Origin of the sequence: Mesorhizobium sp. M0910, from assembly GCF_040319465.1 — a bacterium.
In the GTDB taxonomy this organism is placed as follows: domain Bacteria; phylum Pseudomonadota; class Alphaproteobacteria; order Rhizobiales; family Rhizobiaceae; genus Mesorhizobium.
Map to the genome: position 1 here is coordinate 458,964 of NZ_JAMYNZ010000005.1, position 18,287 is coordinate 477,250.

13 protein-coding genes and 1 pseudogene are annotated in these 18,287 nt (G+C 62.6%); 3 read left to right on the forward strand and 11 right to left on the reverse strand.

What is annotated here, in order from left to right; genetic code table 11:
* Nucleotides 1-13: 13 nt before the first annotated feature.
* The 4 genes from NKH78_RS15955 to NKH78_RS15970 all read right to left on the reverse strand — a co-directional run bounded on the left by NKH78_RS15955 (nt 14) and on the right by NKH78_RS15970 (nt 4,220).
* The gene (locus NKH78_RS15955) at nt 14-1,201 is read right to left on the reverse strand and encodes a PLP-dependent transferase (protein WP_352736649.1); all 1,188 of its coding nucleotides are present in this window, start codon (nt 1,199-1,201) and stop codon (nt 14-16) included.
* Nucleotides 1,198-1,932 (reverse strand): FadR/GntR family transcriptional regulator, encoded by a 735-nt coding sequence (locus NKH78_RS15960; protein ID WP_352736651.1) that lies wholly within the window; start codon nt 1,930-1,932, stop codon nt 1,198-1,200. The genes NKH78_RS15955 and NKH78_RS15960 overlap by 4 nt, the downstream gene beginning before the upstream one ends.
* Nucleotides 1,933-2,395: 463 nt before the next feature.
* Nucleotides 2,396-3,769: a PleD family two-component system response regulator gene (locus NKH78_RS15965; protein ID WP_352650476.1), complete on the reverse strand. Its 1,374-nt coding sequence runs from the start codon at nt 3,767-3,769 to the stop codon at nt 2,396-2,398.
* 34 nt (nt 3,770-3,803) lie between these two features.
* Complete coding sequence (locus NKH78_RS15970) at nt 3,804-4,220, reverse strand: response regulator (protein WP_348625950.1); 417 nt, start codon at nt 4,218-4,220, stop codon at nt 3,804-3,806.
* Between the two features lie 174 nt (nt 4,221-4,394).
* On the opposite strand from NKH78_RS15970, the gene NKH78_RS15975 reads away from it, so the two are divergent.
* Complete coding sequence (locus NKH78_RS15975) at nt 4,395-4,694, forward strand: DUF3572 domain-containing protein (protein WP_254820136.1); 300 nt, start codon at nt 4,395-4,397, stop codon at nt 4,692-4,694.
* 182 nt (nt 4,695-4,876) lie between these two features.
* On the opposite strand, the gene NKH78_RS15980 is transcribed toward NKH78_RS15975, so the two are convergent.
* Both NKH78_RS15980 and NKH78_RS15985 read right to left on the reverse strand, forming a co-directional pair.
* Nucleotides 4,877-6,424 carry a hypothetical protein gene (locus tag NKH78_RS15980; protein WP_352736653.1) on the reverse strand — a complete coding sequence of 516 codons (1,548 nt, stop codon included), beginning with the start codon at nt 6,422-6,424 and terminating at the stop codon, nt 4,877-4,879.
* A gap of 97 nt (nt 6,425-6,521) precedes the next feature.
* Nucleotides 6,522-7,097: a GNAT family N-acetyltransferase gene (locus tag NKH78_RS15985; RefSeq protein WP_352508837.1), complete on the reverse strand. Its 576-nt coding sequence runs from the start codon at nt 7,095-7,097 to the stop codon at nt 6,522-6,524.
* A gap of 68 nt (nt 7,098-7,165) precedes the next feature.
* On the opposite strand from NKH78_RS15985, the gene NKH78_RS15990 reads away from it, so the two are divergent.
* On the forward strand, nt 7,166-8,494 hold the full coding sequence (locus NKH78_RS15990; RefSeq protein ID WP_352650470.1) for a DNA polymerase IV: 1,329 nt from the start codon (nt 7,166-7,168) through the stop codon (nt 8,492-8,494).
* A gap of 3 nt (nt 8,495-8,497) precedes the next feature.
* Here the strand turns inward: NKH78_RS15990 and NKH78_RS15995 are convergent, their stop codons facing one another.
* The gene (locus NKH78_RS15995; RefSeq protein WP_352479038.1) at nt 8,498-9,004 is read right to left on the reverse strand and encodes a hypothetical protein; all 507 of its coding nucleotides are present in this window, start codon (nt 9,002-9,004) and stop codon (nt 8,498-8,500) included.
* A 174-nt stretch (nt 9,005-9,178) separates the two neighbouring features.
* Between NKH78_RS15995 and NKH78_RS16000 the strand changes: the two genes are divergently transcribed.
* On the forward strand, nt 9,179-10,060 hold the full coding sequence (locus tag NKH78_RS16000; protein WP_352736655.1) for a DMT family transporter: 882 nt from the start codon (nt 9,179-9,181) through the stop codon (nt 10,058-10,060).
* A gap of 9 nt (nt 10,061-10,069) precedes the next feature.
* Here NKH78_RS16000 and NKH78_RS16005 read toward each other — a convergent pair.
* The 4 genes and pseudogenes from NKH78_RS16005 to NKH78_RS16020 form a co-directional block, all read right to left on the reverse strand.
* A pseudogene (locus NKH78_RS16005) lies at nt 10,070-10,871 on the reverse strand (ion channel).
* Nucleotides 10,872-10,979: 108 nt separating this feature from the next.
* Entirely contained in the window at nt 10,980-11,990 is a 1,011-nt protein-coding gene (locus NKH78_RS16010) for a methyltransferase (RefSeq protein WP_352691088.1), read from the reverse strand.
* A gap of 39 nt (nt 11,991-12,029) precedes the next feature.
* Nucleotides 12,030-15,557, reverse strand: a complete 3,528-nt coding sequence (gene dnaE, locus NKH78_RS16015; protein ID WP_352736657.1) for a DNA polymerase III subunit alpha — start codon at nt 15,555-15,557, stop codon at nt 12,030-12,032.
* 421 nt (nt 15,558-15,978) lie between these two features.
* Nucleotides 15,979-17,991, reverse strand: coding sequence for an acetyl-CoA carboxylase biotin carboxylase subunit (locus tag NKH78_RS16020; RefSeq protein ID WP_352691085.1), 2,013 nt, complete (start codon nt 17,989-17,991; stop codon nt 15,979-15,981).
* Between the last annotated feature and the right edge of the window lie 296 nt (nt 17,992-18,287).

Genomic DNA, 18,287 nt, shown 5'->3' on the forward strand with positions numbered 1-18,287 from the left:
TTGAACGGCTCCTTTATCTTTTTGCTCTGTCGAAGGCCTGGGCAACATCCGCCCACAGGTCTTCGACACTTTCCAATCCGACACTGAAGCGGATGGTTCGCGGGCTGACGCCGAAGCGCGCCATCGAATTCAGGCCCGGCGTCTGCTCGAGCGAGGCCTTTGCTGGAACGACCAGGCTCTCATGGCCGCCCCAGCTGACGCCGATGCGAAAGAGTTTCAGCGCATCGACGAAAGCCGGGATGTCGACGTCTTCCGTCACCTCGAATGAGAACAGCCCGGCATAGCCGGCAAGCGTCGCCTTGCCCGGATGGTTGGAATAGGCCGGGTGGTTGACCCGCTCGACATGGCCATGCGCTTTCAGCCGCTCGGCGATGGTCAGCCCGCTCTTCATGTGATGCGGCAACCGCAGAGGCAATGTGCGCAGGCCACGCAGCAACAGCCAGGCCTCGAAAGGCGAAAGTTTGGCGCCGAGATAGGAATAGGTCTGCTCGTTGATATGTCGGATATGGGCAGCCGAACCGGCCACCACACCGGCGACGGTATCGCTGTGGCCGCCGAGATATTTCGAGGCCGAATGCAGCACCAGGTCGACACCGTGCGAAATCGGCTTCTGGAACACCGGCGTCGCCCAGGAATTGTCGATTGTGGTGATGACGCCCTGCTCTTTGGCCAGCCGCGCCAGGTGGGTTATGTCCTGGAGCTCGAACATCATCGACGTCGGGCTTTCCAGGTAGAGCAGCTTGGCGCCGGGAAGTGCTGCCGCGACCGCGTCCGGATCGGAACCGTCGACATAATCGACCTTGATGTCGAGCCGTGGCAAAAGCCGTTCAAACAGACGGTAGGCATCGCCGTAGCAATTGCGCACGACAACCATGCGCTCGCCGGCACCGACGAAAGCAAGCACCGTGGCGCTGATCGCCGCCATGCCGCTGGAAAAGCCGCGCGCGGCCTCCGCGCCTTCGAGAGCGGCGACACGCGCCTCGAACTCCATGACCGTCGGGTTGTCGCCGCGCGAATAGATCGGCTGGCGTCGCCTGCCGGCGAATGTATCGGCCATCTCCGTATAATTGGAGAAGGTGAAGAGCGAAGTCTGGTAGATCGGCGGCACTACCGCGCCGCCGGGGAAAGGCTCGTCATGGGCGAGAAGCGTCGCTGCCTCGGCGAGATAGTCGTTTTCGAAACCGGCGGGATGATCGCTCATTTCTGGCCTGAAAATTCGAGTTTGGCCGCGCCGCGCTTCAGATCGTCCTCGACGGTGGCGATCAGCTTGAGCGCCTCGGCCCGGGCCCCCTCCGGATCGTGCGCGGCAATGCGTTCGTAGATGGTGCGGTGGTAAGGAAAGCTGGCGTGGCCGAAATCACGCACGCCGAGCGGATGTTCCCAGAAACGGTGGAACAGTTCGTGCATGGCGGCGATGATCTGCTCGAAGAGCGGATTGCCGGAACTGCGGTAGATCGACTGGTGGAATTCCCAGTCCTCCTCCGCCGACATGCCGGCGCGCATGTGGAAGGCCTGCTCCATAATGTCGAGCTTGCGCCCGATCTCGGCGATCTCGGCCTGGTCCGCGCGAACGGCGCACAGGGCGGCGGCTTCCGCTTCCAGTGCCCGGCGGATTTCCAGCGTCTGCATCAGGCTGGTGAAATCATTGCCGCCGGCCAGTGTCAGCGGCATGTGCAGCATGTCCAGCGAGACCACTCCCTTGAGATAGGTGCCGCTGCCTTGCCGCCGTTCGACCAGGCCGAGCCCTTCCCAGCGCGTCAGCGCCTCGCGCACGGTGTTGCGGCTCACCTTGAGGCGCTCGGCCAGGATGCGTTCGGTCGGCAGTCTCTGGCCGGGCCCCAGAGCTTCCCGCATTACAAAGCCGGCCAGCGCCTTGAGCACCGCGTCGTCGCGAGCAGTTGCCTGTATGGGGGAAAGGCCGAATTCGGTCATGCCAACGGGTCACCAAATGGCTCAATGGTCCAACCAATTTCTGCATAGAAGACAGGCCCTGTCAACCGACTGCGGGCGCATACGCTCTGCCCAGCCGGCTATTTCAAAGGGCGCTGTCGCTGCCGCAACAAAACCAAAGCGTTTTCCGGGTTTTGGCGCAGAATCCTGATGTGTTTTGAAAATTGGGGGCCGGCCGGCGTTTGGCAGCGGTACGAGGAGGCCACTATGTGCCAGCGCCGGCCAGCCGACCCCACGGACCCAGGAGATGCGGCGGACCTGAGCATCATGGGGTATTCTTTGGGTCGAACCGGCGATCTAGACCTCGTGCCGGTTACGTCTAAGGGCTGCACATTTGCGCAACAACTTATGAAAATCAACAGTTTCTTAACCAAGCCTCGCAACTCGCTTGGATTAAGGTAAATTCGTAACCTTGTCGGGTTGACCGGCTAATTCGTCTATGGTGCTACGCCGCCTTGGCGACGACGCGATTGCGGCCGCCGCTCTTGGCCTCATAGAGCGCGAGGTCGGCTCGTTTCATCAGCGCCGCGACCGTGTCCACGCCTTTCAGCACCGACGACACGCCGACGCTGACGGTGACTTCGATCGCTTTGCCCTCGCTGCCAACGGCAAACGGCAGTTGGGCGATTTCGGCGCGAATGCGTTCGGCTACCTTTTCGGCTACCGCGCCGTCCGTGTCCGGCATCACCACAACGAACTCCTCGCCACCGAAGCGGCAGGCTAGATCGATGCCGCGCACGTTCTTGCGCAGCCGCCGCGCGAATTCGCGCAGCACGTCGTCGCCGCCGTCATGGCCATGCGCGTCGTTGATGCTCTTGAAGCGGTCCAGATCGGTGATCATCACCGACAGCGGCCGGCGCCGTGCCACGGCGCGGTCGAACAGCGTCTGCAGATGGCTGTCGAGATAGCGGCGGTTGTGCAGGCCGGTCAGGGCATCGGTCACCGCCATCTCGATGGTCTGGGTGACGCTGGCGCGAAGCTGGTCGTTGTAGCGCTTGCGGCGCACCTGCGTGCGCAGCCGTGCCGTCAGCTCCTGCTGGTCGATCGGCCGCATCAGATAGTCGTTGATGCCGAGTTCGAGGCCGCGGATGATACGCCCCTCCTCGCCCTCGTCCGCCAGAAGGATGATCGGCAGGAAACGGGTGCGATCGAGCGAGCGCAATTGCGAGCAGAGCCTCAGCGGGTCGAAATCGGCGAAGGCCGTCGAGATCATCACGCATTCATACGGCAGCTCGGCGGCCTGGAAGAAGCCGGCATGCGGATCGTTGGCGACGTCGAGAGCGGCACTGCCGCGCAGCATCTTCTGGATGCGCTCGAACGAGGATTTGCGCTCGTCGACCAGCAGCACCTTCGGCACCGCGTCATCGGTAGCGAAGTTGCGGCTCAAAAGCTCCTCGATGCCGATATTGCGTGTCGTCGAGGCGCGCAGCCGCAGCTCGTCGGTCAGCGACTTCAGCCTGACCAGGCTCTTCACGCGCGTCATCAGCTGCAGATCGTTGACCGGCTTGGTCAAAAAATCGTCGGCGCCGGCCTCGAGGCCACGCACCCGGTCCGAAACCTGGTCGAGCGCGGTGATCATCACGACCGGGATGTGCGATGTCGCCGGGTCGCCCTTCAGCCGCCGGCAGACCTCGAACCCGTCCATGTCGGGCATCATCACGTCGAGCAGCACGACATCGACCTTGCCGTTCTCGCAGATCTCGATCGCATCCGGCCCGTTGGTGGCGGTCAGAACCTCGAAATATTCGGCGAGCAGCCGGACCTCCAGCAGCCTGACATTGGCTGGGATGTCGTCGACGACGAGGATCCGCGCGGTCATTTCACAAAAGCTCCGGCTCGGCTGGAAAAATACATCAGGCATCGCCCAGGTAGGATTTGATGGTTTCGATGAAACGCGGCACCGAGATCGGTTTGGAGATATAGGCTTCGCAGCCCCCCTGGCGGATGCGTTCCTCATCGCCCTTCATGGCGAAGGCGGTGACCGCAATGACCGGGATGACGTGGAGATCATCGTCCTCCTTCAGCCATTTGGTGACCTCGAGGCCCGACACTTCCGGCAGCTGGATGTCCATCAGGATGAGGTCCGGCCTGTGCTGCCGCGCCAGATCCAGCGCTTCCAGGCCGTTGCGTGTGCGCACCGTCTCGTAGCCGCTCGCTTCGATGAGGTCGCGAAAGAGCTTCATGTTGAGCTCGTTGTCTTCGACGATCATAACCTTCTTTGGCATCGATTTCCCGTCCCGGCTGGCCTTCCACTCGAAGGGTGCCGTCATGCGCCCCTTTGTCGGCACGCACCAAACCTGTTCCCACTATACGGCAATATGATTGACGAAACGGAAACCGGCCGCCCCAAAAAGCTTTCGGATTCCAGGTCGGCGAGCTTGCTGCCGGCGACACTTGCCACTACTGCGAAAACAGAACGATTCCGCCCACGAAGGAAGGTAGCGATGGCAAACGCAGCGTCAATGCGCGAGGAAGCGGAAACGATTGCCGTAAAGGCGCTGGGCTTCGTCGCCGCCGATCCGGAACTTCTCCCCCGCTTCCTGGCGATCACCGGCATCGAAGCTCATTCCATCCGCCAGGCGGCGGGTGAACCGGGATTCCTGGCCGGCGTGCTGCAGTTCATCCTTGCCCACGAGCCGACGCTGATGCGTTTTTCCGAGGAGACCGGAACGCCGCCCGCCGCAATCGGCAAGGCATTGCGGGCGCTGCCGCTCGGCGACGACAATCATGAGCGTTCGATATAAGGGACGATCCCGAGACAGATCGCCGCGCCGAAAATCGTGAGTGCACTCGGCTTTGACGCCAGCCGCGTGGAGAGCAATTCCAGGAAAGCGTGAAACGGTTTTCCGTCTGGAATTGCGCAAAAACAAAGACATGGAGCGGATCGGCGTTTTCGTGAAACGATGAACCGCTCCAACCTCGGCATTTAGGGTTTCAACTTCGCCCCTGCCCCGCCATCGTCATTCTCGCCCGAGCCATGATCCGGAACGGTAACATCGCTTGGGTCCATGATGGGGTTGTCCTGAACGGCATCGGCCGGCTTCAGCATGGCGCCGTTGACCGTGACCGAGCCGTCTGCCTTGGCATTGATGATCCATTCCAGTCGACCATCCGGCAGTGCCTTGCCGAACCCTTTGACGGCGAGTGCGAACGGAAAATACTGTGCCGCTTCCGGTTCGGTCTTGGCCGCCGTCTGCAGAGCCTCCACGATCTTGTCATAGCCCGCGACATCGATGGTCATGCTCGTCTCGGGCTTCTTGCCGGGGAACGTCATTTCACCTTCCATCGCAATCTCGATATTGCCGTTCTTGATCGTGCTGTGTCCGAGAGTGGCCTTTGGCGTCTTGGCCAGGAAATCGGCGAAGATCTGCTTGCCGAAATCTGCCGGCAGCGGTGGATCCTTGCTGAAATCAAGGGTTTCGATGGTTTTCTTCGCCATGCTGTCCAGATCGATGTTGGTGCCGCCGAAGTTGAGGGCGATATCGGTCGGCAGCAACGCAACGCTCCAGCTGGGCAGCACCTGCTGTGGCATTGTCAGGCCGGAAACCTTGAACGCGTAGTTGATCTTGCCGTCCTTGGCGATGCCGTCCATGCCGACGGCGGTATTCAGTTGCGTCGCACCGAACTTGCCTACCGGGCTCTCGACCACAAAGTCCTTGAAGCCGTAGGTGCCGTCGATCCGCTCCCACAATGGCAGTGCTGCCGTCAGAAGCGATTTGAACTCCGCCTCATCCGCCTTGAATTTGGCTGTATCATCAGTCGCCACGATGAAAGCAAGCAGGTCGAGCAGCGGCTTTGTCCGCAAACCCTTGCCGGTCGCGTCCACGGAAAGTTCAGGCGCTTTTACAGCAGCCGGAAAACTCAACCCATTTTTGGGACCGTTGACTTTGATCGTTTCGGCGAAGTTCGTTATTTTTTCCGTCACCGTGAAATCGATGCCGCCATTTGCGGATTTGGTCGAAACTATTGCGGCAGTGCCAGCGCCGACCGTGACATCCGCCTGCTGCTTAGGCTCTCGGGTGGTCATCGTCATGCCAGCCATCGAACCGGTTGCGCTCGCGAAAGCGGCCAGGTCAGGGTCATAAACTCCGGTGAACTTGTTGTCCGACACGGAGAAGTCGATGTGCTGCGCCCCCTCAGGGCCAACGAAATCGATAGACCCCTTCGGGGACACGTCCGCTGAAACGTCCCAGTGTCCATCCTTGCGTGGCTTGACCAAGATGAAGTAAGGCGTGACGTCGAACTTGAAGGCCTGCTGCTTTGCCATCAAATCCGTGACCGGCTTGAAGTCGAAAGCGAGCTTGTAGGCATCGCCGTCGACTGAAATTTTCACGAACCCAATGTCGAACGGCTTCTTGCCGATATAGTGCGCCAGATCGTCGGAAAGCTGCTTCGCGCCTTGCCTGTCGACCGCTTGGCCGAAGGCCGGTGCGCTGCAGGCAAGAAGTAAAACAACTGGCAAAACGCGGTTCATGTCGATCCTCACTTAGTCGCGGCCCTCAAGCCGCTCTGTCACTGGTAGGCAAATACCATCGCCGCCGCAAGAGAAGGCCTATGTGTTGCGGCGGCTGCTAAAGCACCAGCCGCACCAGCGGTCGGCCCGGCTTGCGTTCGACCAACCGCTGGAACCCGGCCTTTTCGAAGACCCGCGACGAGCCGACGAACAGCCCGATCGACCGCGAATCCTTCGACAGGTCGATGGGGCAGGCCTCGATCAGGCGCGCGCCGTTCTGGCGGGCGAACTCGATGCCGCCTTGGACCAGGCGGTGCGACAGGCCCCTGCCGCGTGCCTTGGTGCGGATGAAGAAGCAGGAGATCGCCCAGACGCCCGGATCGGCGGCGTCGGCGGGGTCGATCGGCGCCGACCCCCTGCCCTGGTTGTTCCATTCGGGCACGTCGGCACGCGGGCCGATCTGCATCCAGCCGACCGCCTGGCCACCCTCGAAAGCCAACAGGCCGGGCGGCGGCCCGGCCTCGATTCGCGCCTTGATGTGGTCCTTGTTGCGCTCGCGATTGCTCGCGCGGCGCACCGCAGGCGCTAACCGGAAATGCGTACACCAGCAGCCGTAACAGGCGCCCTGCTTGCCGAAAAGATCCTCGAAATCCGCCCAAAGCTCAGGCACTAGCGGCGCTATGGTCGTATTCATGAGCTCTCTCCCGGCCCACCGCCTTGTCGTGGCGTCCGTCCTGACGTACCATTGCATTTGTTCTCTTTATGTTCGCAGCGATGGCGGCTCCTGTCAACAACCCCGAACACGGTTTTTGCCGCGACTGCCTGAATTTTCAGCGCAGCGAGGCACGCCGTTGCGAGCGCTGCGGCAGTCCAAGGCTCGCGCGCCATCCGGAGCTCTACCGGTTGCGCCTTGCCCATATCGACTGCGACGCGTTCTACGCGGCGGTCGAAAAGCGCGACAACCCGGCGTTGAAGGACCGGCCATTGATCATCGGCGGCGGCAAGCGTGGCGTCGTATCCACCGCCTGCTACATCGCCCGGATCCATGGCGTTCGCTCGGCAATGCCGATGTTCAAGGCGCTCGAAGCCTGTCCCGAAGCGGTGGTCCTCCCGCCGGACATGGAAAAATACGTGCGCGTCGGCCGCGAGGTGCGCGCCATGATGCAGGCGCTGACGCCGCTGGTCGAGCCGCTCTCGATCGACGAGGCCTTTCTCGACCTCGCCGGCACCGAGCGCTTGCATGGCCTGCCGCCTGCGGTGGTGCTGGCGCGCTTCGCACTCGGCGTGGAAAAGGAGATCGGCATCACCGTTTCAGCTGGCCTTTCCTACTGCAAGTTCCTGGCCAAGGTGGCATCGGACTTCCGCAAGCCGCGCGGCTTTTCGGTGATCGGCGAGACCGAGGCTATCGGCTTCCTGGCCGAGCAGCCGGTGACGCTGATCTGGGGGGTCGGCAAGGCCTTTGCCGTCACGCTCGAGCGCGACGGCATCCGCACCATCGGCCAGCTGCAGCGCATGGAGCGCGGCGATCTGATGCGCCGCTACGGCGTTATGGGTGACCGGCTCTACCGGCTCTCGCGCGGCGAGGACGACCGTCGCGTCGTTCCCGACCAGGACGCGAAAAGCGTCTCGGCGGAAACCACTTTCGACACCGACATCGCCTCCGTCGACGACCTGGTTTCGGTGCTGAGGGCGCTGTCGGAAAAAGTCTCGGCCCGGCTGAAAAAGTCCGGCATTGCCGGACGCACCGTCGTCCTCAAGCTGAAGACCCAGGATTTCAAGATCCGTACGCGCAATCGCCAGCTCGGCGATCCGACCCGGCTGGCCGACCGCATCTTTCAGACCGGGCTCGAACTGCTGCGCAAGGAGGCCGACGGCACGAAATACCGGCTGCTCGGCATTGGCGTCAGCGACCTCTCCGACGATGACCGGGCGGACCCGCCCGATCTGGTCGACGTCCAGTCACGCAAGCGCGCCATGGCCGAAGGCGCTATCGATACGCTGCGCGGCAAGTTCGGCCGCAGGGCGGTGGAAACCGGCTATACCTTCGGCAAGGGCCGCGATGCCCATCCGCCCGAACCGGTCGAGGAGTGATAGTCAGGTGCGCCGCAGATCGATCCTGCTGGTCACCACACTCTTGCCGGTTTTCGGATCGGTATCGATAACGGTCAGCCGCATGCCGTCCTCGCCGGTTTTCTCAACAGTCATTTGCGCCCTGCGGTCGCCATTGACCTCCTTGGCCCAACGAATGCCGAGATTGATCGCGTTGCCGGAGCGGCTGCCGCTCAATTGCGCCGGCCCGGTGCGCGATCCGACATAGGTGCCGGTGTATTTCGTCCCGCTCGATTTGAGATCGGCGCTGATGGCGCGCGTCACCACGATAAGACCGCGGCAGCTGCCGTCGAGCGATAGCGAGCTCGACGTTGCGTCGGAATTGAAATGACAGGAGACATTCACCGTCGGCGCATCGGTGGTGACCTTGACGGTGCCTTTGCCGGCGAAATTCCCCTGGAATGAGCGAAGAAAATCCGGATCGTCGGCATGCGCTGCGCCGGCCCCGGCCGTCAGGCACCCGGCAAGTACAAATCGTGCAAGTGATTTCATCGGACCGCTCCTCGTTGGTATCCAAAACACAGCACGCAAACACTGAGGGACCAACGCTTCCCTCAGCAGCGGGTTCCGGCTTCAACATCACTGTTTGCAACGCTTCACGGCTGGCCCAGTCGAATGCGCCGGCTAGCGGTTGCGATGAAAGCGCCGGCTTGCGACATAGCGCCCATGGCACCCGCACCCTCGATCCCCAAGGCCGCGTTCTGGATGGCGCTGTCGATCGCCTCGTTCCTGGCGATGTCGGTGGCCGGCCGCGCCACGACGGCAGAACTCAACGTCTTCCAGGTGCTCGAGCTGCGCTCGGTGATCGGCTTTTTCATCCTGCTGCCGCTGGTCATGATGTCAGGCGGTTTTCCGGCGATGCGCACCGGACGCCCGTTGGCCCATCTCGCCCGCAACGTCGTCCATTATACCGGCCAGGCTGCCTGGCTTTATGCCTTGACGCTGATCCCGCTTGCGGTGCTGATCTCGATCGAATTCACGACGCCGATCTGGACTGCGCTGCTGGCGGTAGCTTTCCTCGGCGAAAGGCTCTCCCGGCCAAGGCTGGCGGCGATCGTGCTGGGGCTGATCGGCGTGGTGATCATCGTGCGTCCGGGCGTCGGCGCGGTCAATCCGGGGCATGTTATCGTGCTGGGAGCAGCGGTCTGCTTCGGCGTCTCGGTGGTTCTCGTCAAGTCGCTGACGCGGACGGACAGCGTCGTGCGCATCATCTTCTGGATGCTGATCATCCAGTCGGTGCTTGGCCTCGTCCCGGCGCTTTACGAATGGCGCAACCCGTCGCTCGAGCTCTGGCCGTGGATCCTGCTGATCGCGTTTACCGGCATGTCGTCGCATTTCTGCATGGCCCGCGCACTTGTCTATGCCGATGCGACGGTCATCTCGCCAATGGACTTTTTGCGCGTACCGCTGTCGGCGATGATCGGATGGCTGCTTTATCGCGAGCAGATCGACGCCTTCACCGCCGGCGGCGCCCTGCTGATCCTGCTTGGCAATCTGCTCAATCTGCAGAAAAAAGCCGCCAAACCTGCGGAAGTGGCGGCAGCGTAGCCCTGCGTTTCAATCGCCGTCGTCGGGTATGTTCAGAACGTGCCCACAGGCCTTGCAATGAACGGCGTCGGGCTCGTGCCGCTGCAGCCCGCATTGCGGGCAAGGAAAGAACACGTTGGTGGGACGGAAGAGCGCCTGTGCAAGCCGGACGAACAGCGATATGCCAATGATCATGGTGGCGATCGCGGTGAGCTTGCCGGCCACACCGGGCAGGACGATGTCACCGAACCGGTCGTGGTGACCGTGGCGACCGTGAAATACAGCGCATCGACATAGCCCTCGAGACCACCCACGGTGCGGAAGAAGAAGGTGTAGACGAAACCCGTGATGACAAAGAGGAATGTCAGGAAATTGATGACCGCACGGCTCGCCTCGCGCCATCGCCTGAAACGCGCATCTCGAGAAATCGCCACAGCGCGCCGCTACGCGACAGCGACCACAGCCGCAGGATGCGCAAAAAACCGAGATTGGCCAGCGCCGTAGGCATCAGCAGAGTCAGCAGGATGAAGGCATCAATCCACGACGCCGGCTGTTTCATCAGGCGCAGCATGTCGTTGGAGGCAAGCAGCCGGGCAATCATGTCGGCGGCGACAAGTGCTGCCACGGAGTAGTCCAGCCAGAGGAACGAAGACGACTTCTGGATCACCGGCGTGGCGATGAAAAAGGCAATGATGGCAAGGTCGATGACAACAGCCGCAAGCTGAAACCGGAACGCCGCCGCTGTGCGCCCGTGATACAGCTTGCGCAACATGTCGCGCAGCCGGGCCAAGGCTGAAATATCTTGGGCTCCGTTCTTGTCAGCTACCTTCATGACGATCGCGATAGCCTTCGCTGCGACAGACGTCCAGTGGACAGCGCAGGCGGAAGCTTGCGCCATCCGACCGATCCCGGCGGTTGCGGCAAATGGCTTCAGCCGCGATCAAACCGGCCTTGCCTCTACAACGCTGATGCGTGGCCCTGCCTGGATGATCTCGGTCACCTCGAAGCCACCCTTTGCCAGCAGCGACTTGAATTCATCGGCCGTCCGCTCCTGGCCATCGGGCGCGACCAGCATGTTGAGGTCGGAGAATTTGGCATTCGCCCCCTGATTGGGCGGCTCAAGCACGGCCTCAAAAACCAGCAACTTGCCGCCCGCACGGATCGCCTGGCGACAGTTTTGCAGGATCGCGACGTTGGTCTCGTCGTCCCAGTCATGCAAAATCCATTTGAGCAGCAGCGCGTCGGCCGCCACGGGCAGCTCGGCAAAGAAATCGCCTCCGACGATCTCACAGCGATCGGCGACACCTTTCGCCGCCAGCACCGAGGCGGCCGGCGCTACCACATGCGGCTGGTCGAAAAGGATGCCGCGGCTGCCCGGGGTCGCGGCCAGGACTTCGGCAAGCAGCGCGCCCTGGCCACCGCCGACGTCCATGATGACCGGAAACGACGAAAAATCATACGCCGCCAGGATGGCTGCCGCCACGCCGCGCGAATTCGCTGCCATGGCGCGATCGAAGATAGCGGACTCCTCTGGATGCTCTGCCCGGTATTCCCAGACGCCCTTGCCATGCGCGTGGCGAAATGCGTTCTTGCCGGTTTGGATGCTGTAGAGCAGTTCGCTCCACGCTTGCCGGTAATAGGGCCTTCCGACGAAGGCGGCCCAGGGTGCAGCGGAAAACTCAGCATCGGAGCGCAAGGCGGCGCCAAGCGGCGTTAGCGAGAACTGCCCGTCCTCTGCCTCGTGAAATATGCCGACCGCCGCAAGCGCCCGCAGCAACCGATAGAGCGCGCGCGGATGTGTGTCGGTCAGGCTTGCAAGATCTGCTGCCGAGCGCTTGCCGCCCTTGATGTGGTCGGCGATGCCGAGCGTCGCGGCGACCGAGATCGCCTGCGAGACGCGGTACCCGTTGACCATCCGTGTTAGTTCGAAAGCGGCTGCGCGTTCATCCATGGCACCCCCCAATCGCCAAAACCCGAAGGTTTCGGTATCTTAAACCAGCTCCACTTCAACCACGCCCGGCACCGCGCGCATGGCTGACGCGATCTGAGGCGAGATACGATAACGACTGGGCAATTCGATCTCGACCTCCCCCTGGCCGTCGTCCTTTATCAGCACAAAGCTTACCTGTCCCTCGCCCTTGACGGCAAGCTGGCCGGCAAGCGTGCCGATCGGTGCTGCGTCGCGCACGAAGATGCGTAGCGCTTTCTGGACGCGGCTTGCCTCGTCTTCCAGCGACTGCACGGTCTGGATGCGCAGATTGACGCCTTCCGGCCTGTCCTCGGCCGAAACGGTGATGACCACCGAGCGGCCGGGCTCGAGCAGGTCGCGATATTGCGCCAGTCCCTCGGAAAACAGCACCGCTTCATACTGGCCGGACGTGTCGGAAAACTGCACGACGCCCATCTTGTTGCCGGTGCGCGTCTTGCGTTCCTGCTTGGTGGTCACCGTCCCGGCGAGCCGGCCGGCGGCCGCACCGCGTTTGACGGCGGCCGAGAATTCGGCCCAGGTCTGCACCCGCATTTTCTGCAGCGCCGCCTTGTATTCGTCGAGCGGATGCGCCGAGAGATAGAACCCGACCACCTGGAATTCACGGTGCAGGCGGTCGGCGGCGAGCCAGGGGTCGGTCGCCGGCAAGTTGAGTGCCTGCGACTGTGCGCCCAGCGAGGCGCCAAAGATGTCGTGCTGGCCGGTGACGGCATTCTGCTGCGCCAAGGACGCCAGCCCCATCATCCGCTCGACGCCGGCCATCATCGCCGCCCGGTCGAGACCGAAGCAGTCGAGCGCGCCGGCCATGATCAGGCTCTCGAAGACGCGTTTGCCGACGATCTTCGGATCGACCCTTTCGCAGAAATCGGCGAGGCTCTTGAACGGTTTTTCGCCGCGCGTGGCGACGATGTGCTCGACTGCGGCGTCGCCGACGCCCTTGAGCGCGGCCAGCGAATAGAAGATGCGATTCTCGCCGACCTCGAAATCCCGGAACGACGTCATCACCGACGGCGCCACCACTTCGATGCCGAGGCGCAGCGCATCCTGGCGGAAATCGGCGAGCTTGTCCGTATTGCCCATGTCGAGCGTCATCGATGCCGCCAGGAATTCGACGGGGTAATGCGCCTTCAGATAGGCGGTCTGGTAAGAGACGACGGCATAGGCGGCGGCATGCGATTTGTTGAAACCGTAGTCGGCAAACTTTGCCAGCAGGTCGAAGATGAAGTCGGCTTGCGGCTTGCCGACGCCGCGCTCGACCGCGCCCGAAACAAAGCGCTCGCGCTGCTTGTCCATCTCGGCGCGGATCTTCTTGCCCATGGCGCGGCGCAGCAGATCGGCTTCGCCCAGCGAATAGCCGGAGAGCTCCTGCGCAATCTGCATCACTTGTTCCTGGTAGACGATGACGCCTTGCGTCTCCTTGACGAGATGGTCGATCTTCGGGTGGATCGACGCCATCTCCTCCTCGCCGTGCTTTCTGGCGTTGTAGGTCGGGATGTTCTCCATCGGTCCCGGCCGGTAGAGCGCAACCAGCGCGATGATGTCCTCGATACAGTCGGGCCGCATGCCGATCAGCGCCTTGCGCATGCCGGCACTTTCCACCTGGAACACGCCGACCACTTCGCCGCGCGACAGCATGGCGTAGGTTTCCGGGTCGTCGAGCGGAATGTGGGCGAGATCGATCTCGATGCCGCGGCGGCGGATCAGCTTGACCGCCCTGTCCAGCACGGTCAGCGTCTTCAGGCCAAGGAAGTCGAACTTCACCAGCCCGGCCTGCTCGACATACTTCATGTTGAACTGGGTGACCGGCATGTCCGAGCGCGGATCGCGGTACATCGGCACCAGTTCTGACAGCGGCCGGTCGCCGATGACGATGCCGGCGGCATGAGTCGAGGCGTGACGGTACAGACCTTCCAGCTTCTGCGCCGTGTCGAGCAGCGTCTGTACGATCGGCTCGCGCTCGGCCTCCTCGGCAAAGCGCGGCTCGTTGGCGATGGCGTCGGCGAGCTTGACCGGATTGGCCGGGTTCGACGGCACCATCTTGCTCAGCTTGTCGACCTGTCCGTAAGGCATCTGCAGCACGCGGCCGACGTCGCGCAGCACGGCGCGCGCCTGCAGGGTACCGAAGGTGATGATCTGGCCGACCTGGTCGCGGCCGTATTTCTGCTGGACGTAGCGGATGACCTCCTCGCGCCGGTCCTGGCAGAAGTCGATGTCGAAGTCGGGCATCGACACGCGATCGGGATTGAGGAAGCGCTCGAACAGCAGCGAAAAACGCAGCGGATCGATGTCGGTGATGGTCGTCGAATACGCGACCAGCGAGCCGGCGCCTGATCCGCGGCCCGGGCCGACCGGAATGCCTTGCGCCTTGGCCCATTTGATGAAGTCGGCAACGATCAGGAAATAGCCGGGATATTTCATCTTCTCGATGACCCCGAGCTCGAAATCCAGCCTCTCGCGATATTGCTCGACTGTATAGCCGGGCGTCGGCCCGTGCGCCGCCAGCCGCGCCGCCAGCCCTTCATGCGCCTGCCTGGCAAGCTCCTGCGCCTCCGCCTTGACCGCCGCATCGGCATCGGCGACATCGCGGCCGGCAAAGCGCGGCAGGATCGGGTTTCGTGTCTGCGGATAGTAGGAGCAGCGCAGTGCGATCTCGACGGTGTTGTCGATCGCTTCCGGCAGGTCGGCGAACAGCCTCGCCATGTCGGCCTGGCTTCTCAGGAAATTGTCGGGCGACAGGCGGCGGCGATTATCGGCCGCAACCACGGAACCTTCGGCGATGGCGATCAGGGCGTCATGCGCCTCATAGTCTTCACGAGAGAAGAAAAACGCTTCGTTGGTGGCAACCAGCGGCAGATCGTGGCGGTAGGCGAGATCGACCGACGACTGCTCGATCGCGCGGTCGTAGCCGGAGACCCGTTCCAGTTCGACATAGAGCCGGTCGCCGAACAGACCCTTGAGCGCCAGCAGCCGGGTCTCGGCGAGTTCACGGCGGTCCTCTTTCAAGGCATTGCCGATCGGACCGCGCGGCCCGCCGGTAAGGCAGATCAGACCGTCGGAATTTCTCTGCAGCATCTCGCTCGTCAGATGCACCGCCTCGCCGGGCGGTGTCTCAAGGTAGACGCGGCTGACCAGCCTGACCAGATTGCCGTAGCCGGCCTCGGTGGCGGCGATCAGGACCACCGGCCGCATCTCCGGCCCCTGCCGCCTGCGGTCGCGCTGGCTGTCGTTCGCCTCACCGGAAAAGGCGAGGTCGATCTGGCAGCCGATGATCGGCTGTATGCCGTCCTTCACTGCCTTTTGCGCGAATTCCAGCGCACCGAACAGGTTGTTGGTGTCGGTGACGGCGATTGCCGGGCATTCGTCCTGCACCGCATGGCCGACGATCTTGCCGAGCTGCAAGGCACCTTCGAGTAGCGAATAGGCCGAATGCACGCGCAGATGAATGAACCGACGCGCCTCCGCCTCTGCCCGCGATGCCTTTGCATAGGCCTCGCGCAGCAAGGGATCGCGTGGAAGTCTCTCATCCGCCATGGTTTTTTCGCGCCGCCTCACAGGGACTCAGTCGATCAAGATGTATTGTCCGGCAGCAGATAACATGAGTCCAGCAGAAGCGATTGGAGCTTTGGACGTTTAGAGCAACCGCCGAAGCTGCCGATCTCCCCCCTCGTGGGGGAGATGTCCGGCAGGACAGAGAGGGGCGCAGTCCCGCCAACCTCAGGCCGGAAACACAAAACCCGCCACAGCGGGCGGGTGTTGGGGCCATTTAGCACCATATCCAAATTAGTAGCATAGCTGCCGGCACAAAGCAAGAACAAAATACGTTGTGAGGGCAAAAAAAGCGAATTCCGCACGCCCCTCGCCTTGTCCCTCCTCAAGCGAGCGTGCTCAACCAATTGCAGGATCGCGTTCCTTCGCTCCCCTTTGTCCCACCAACCTCAAGCAGATTACAGCCTCACGCGAATTCCATGATCACCGCATCGACGGCAAGGCTGTCGCCGGGCTTGGCGTTGAGCTTCGAGACGATGAGGTCGCGCTCGGCGCGCAGCACGTTCTCCATCTTCATCGCTTCGACCACGGCAAGCGTCTCGCCGGCCTTGACCTCCTGCCCCTCGGCAACGGCGATCGACACGACGAGGCCGGGCATCGGGCAAAGCAGCATCTTCGAGGTATCCGGCGCCACTTTTTCCGGCATCAGCCTTTCGAGCTCGGCAGTGCGCGGCAGCATGGCGCGGGCTGTCACCGAGATGCCTTTCCAGGCGATGCGGAACCCGTTCAGCACCGGCCTGACCTGCGCCGCGACCTTGCGGCCGCCGACCGTGCCGCGCCAGATGAGATCGCCCGGCCGCCAGTCGGATGCCACGGTCAGTGCCTTGCCACCGTCGATTGTGAGGTCGAGCTCCATCGGAATGGAAATCATCCCTTCGACGATGGCAACCGAAAGATAATCCCGGCCGATCTTCACCACCCAGTCGCGTTTCAAGGCGCCCGAATGCGGCGCCAGCCGCCCGCCCAGCCGGTCGAGCCGGTCGCGGCGCAGCAGTTCGACCGCGGTTGCGATCGCGGCCAGCACCGCGTTTTCTTCGCTGTTCGGCACAATGGGCGCGAAGCCGTCGGGATACTCCTCGGCGATGAACGCCGTCGATAGCCGCCCTTCCCGCCAGCGCGGATGCTGCATCAGCGCCGCCAGGAACGGTATGTTGTGCTCGATGCCGTCGACGACGAAACTGTCCAGCGCTTCCGACATCGCATCAATCGCCGCCAGCCGCGTCGGCGCCCAGGTGCACAACTTGGCGACCATCGGGTCGTAGAACATCGAGATTTCCGAGCCCTCGGTAACGCCGGTATCGTTGCGGATGACGATTTCGCCGAATTTTCCCTCTTTCGGCGGCCGGTATTTCGTCAGCCTGCCGATCGACGGCAGAAAGTTGCGATACGGATCTTCGGCATAGAGGCGGCTTTCCACCGCCCAGCCGTTCAGCTTGACGTCGCTCTGCTTGATGGCGAGCTTTTCGCCTGCCGCCACGCGGATCATCTGCTCGACCAGGTCGATGCCGGTGATGAGCTCCGTCACCGGATGCTCGACCTGCAGCCGCGTGTTCATTTCCAGAAAATAGAAGTTCTTGTCGCTGTCGACGATGAACTCGACCGTGCCGGCGCTCTGGTAGTCGACGGCCTTGGCCAGCGCCACCGACTGCTCGCCCATGGCTTTGCGGGTCTTGGCGTCGAGGAACGGCGACGGCGCCTCCTCCACGACCTTCTGGTTGCGGCGCTGAATCGAGCATTCGCGCTCGCCGAGATAGAGCGTGTTGCCATGCGCGTCGGCGAGCACCTGGATTTCGATATGGCGCGGATCGACGATGAACTTTTCGATGAAGACGCGGTCATCGCCGAACGAGCTTTTGGCCTCCGACCGCGCCCGGTCGAAGCCGTCGCGCACCTCTGCCTTGCTCCAGGCGATGCGCATGCCCTTGCCACCGCCGCCGGCCGAAGCCTTGATCATCACGGGATAGCTGATTTCGCCGGCTATTCTTTCGGCATGGGCGGCGTTCTCGACGACGCCGAGCCAGCCGGGCACCGTCGACACCTTGGCCGTATTGGCGAACTTCTTCGATTCGATCTTGTCGCCCATCGCCTTGATGGCCTTAGGCTTCGGGCCAATAAAGACGATGCCTTCCTGCTCCAACGCTTCGCAGAAGGATGCCCGCTCGGACAGGAAACCGTAGCCGGGATGCACGGCCTCTGCTCCTGTGGCCTTGCAGGCGGCGATGATCTTTTCCGGGACCAGATAACTTTGCGCGGCCGGCGAAGGCCCGATATGCACCGCCTCGTCGGCCATTTCGACATGCACGGCGTCGCGGTCGGCATCGGAATAGACCGCGACGGTGACGATGCCCATCTTGCGCGCCGTCTTGATCACGCGGCAGGCGATCTCGCCACGGTTGGCGACCAGGATCTTTGTGAACATGCAGGCCTCGTCCCTCGGCTGCCCTTTTTTTACGGGCTTCCCGTTTTATGGGCTTCAGAAGGGCGGTCAAGGCAAAGTCGGAGCCTATCCCGCATGCAGATCGGCGGGCGCTGACGAAAATCCGGGGTCGGAACGTCGCTTCGTGCATAGCGCGAAGCTGAATGGTAAGTTAAATCTAACTTGGATTGCAGACTGTCTTGGGAGGATTGCCTGATGAAAACGCGCGCCGCTGTTGCCGTCGCCGCCGGAAAGCCGCTGGAGATCATGGAGGTCGACCTCGAGGGTCCTCGCGATGG

What these genes read in the sequence shown, in the direction of transcription:
- NKH78_RS15995 (WP_352479038.1), bottom strand. Translation starts at nt 9,004, where the DNA reads ATGAAATCACTTGCACGATTTGTACTTGCCGGGTGCCTGACGGCCGGG.
- NKH78_RS15975 (WP_254820136.1), top strand. Translation starts at nt 4,395, where the DNA reads ATGGCAAACGCAGCGTCAATGCGCGAGGAAGCGGAAACGATTGCCGTA.
- NKH78_RS15980 (WP_352736653.1), bottom strand. Translation starts at nt 6,424, where the DNA reads ATGAACCGCGTTTTGCCAGTTGTTTTACTTCTTGCCTGCAGCGCACCG.
- NKH78_RS16020 (WP_352691085.1), bottom strand. Translation starts at nt 17,991, where the DNA reads ATGTTCACAAAGATCCTGGTCGCCAACCGTGGCGAGATCGCCTGCCGC.
- dnaE (WP_352736657.1), bottom strand. Translation starts at nt 15,557, where the DNA reads ATGGCGGATGAGAGACTTCCACGCGATCCCTTGCTGCGCGAGGCCTAT.
- NKH78_RS15965 (WP_352650476.1), bottom strand. Translation starts at nt 3,769, where the DNA reads ATGACCGCGCGGATCCTCGTCGTCGACGACATCCCAGCCAATGTCAGG.
- NKH78_RS15960 (WP_352736651.1), bottom strand. Translation starts at nt 1,932, where the DNA reads ATGACCGAATTCGGCCTTTCCCCCATACAGGCAACTGCTCGCGACGAC.
- NKH78_RS16000 (WP_352736655.1), top strand. Translation starts at nt 9,179, where the DNA reads ATGGCACCCGCACCCTCGATCCCCAAGGCCGCGTTCTGGATGGCGCTG.
- NKH78_RS16010 (WP_352691088.1), bottom strand. Translation starts at nt 11,990, where the DNA reads ATGGATGAACGCGCAGCCGCTTTCGAACTAACACGGATGGTCAACGGG.
- NKH78_RS15955 (WP_352736649.1), bottom strand. Translation starts at nt 1,201, where the DNA reads ATGAGCGATCATCCCGCCGGTTTCGAAAACGACTATCTCGCCGAGGCA.
- NKH78_RS15970 (WP_348625950.1), bottom strand. Translation starts at nt 4,220, where the DNA reads ATGACGGCACCCTTCGAGTGGAAGGCCAGCCGGGACGGGAAATCGATG.
- NKH78_RS15990 (WP_352650470.1), top strand. Translation starts at nt 7,166, where the DNA reads ATGTTCGCAGCGATGGCGGCTCCTGTCAACAACCCCGAACACGGTTTT.
- NKH78_RS15985 (WP_352508837.1), bottom strand. Translation starts at nt 7,097, where the DNA reads ATGAATACGACCATAGCGCCGCTAGTGCCTGAGCTTTGGGCGGATTTC.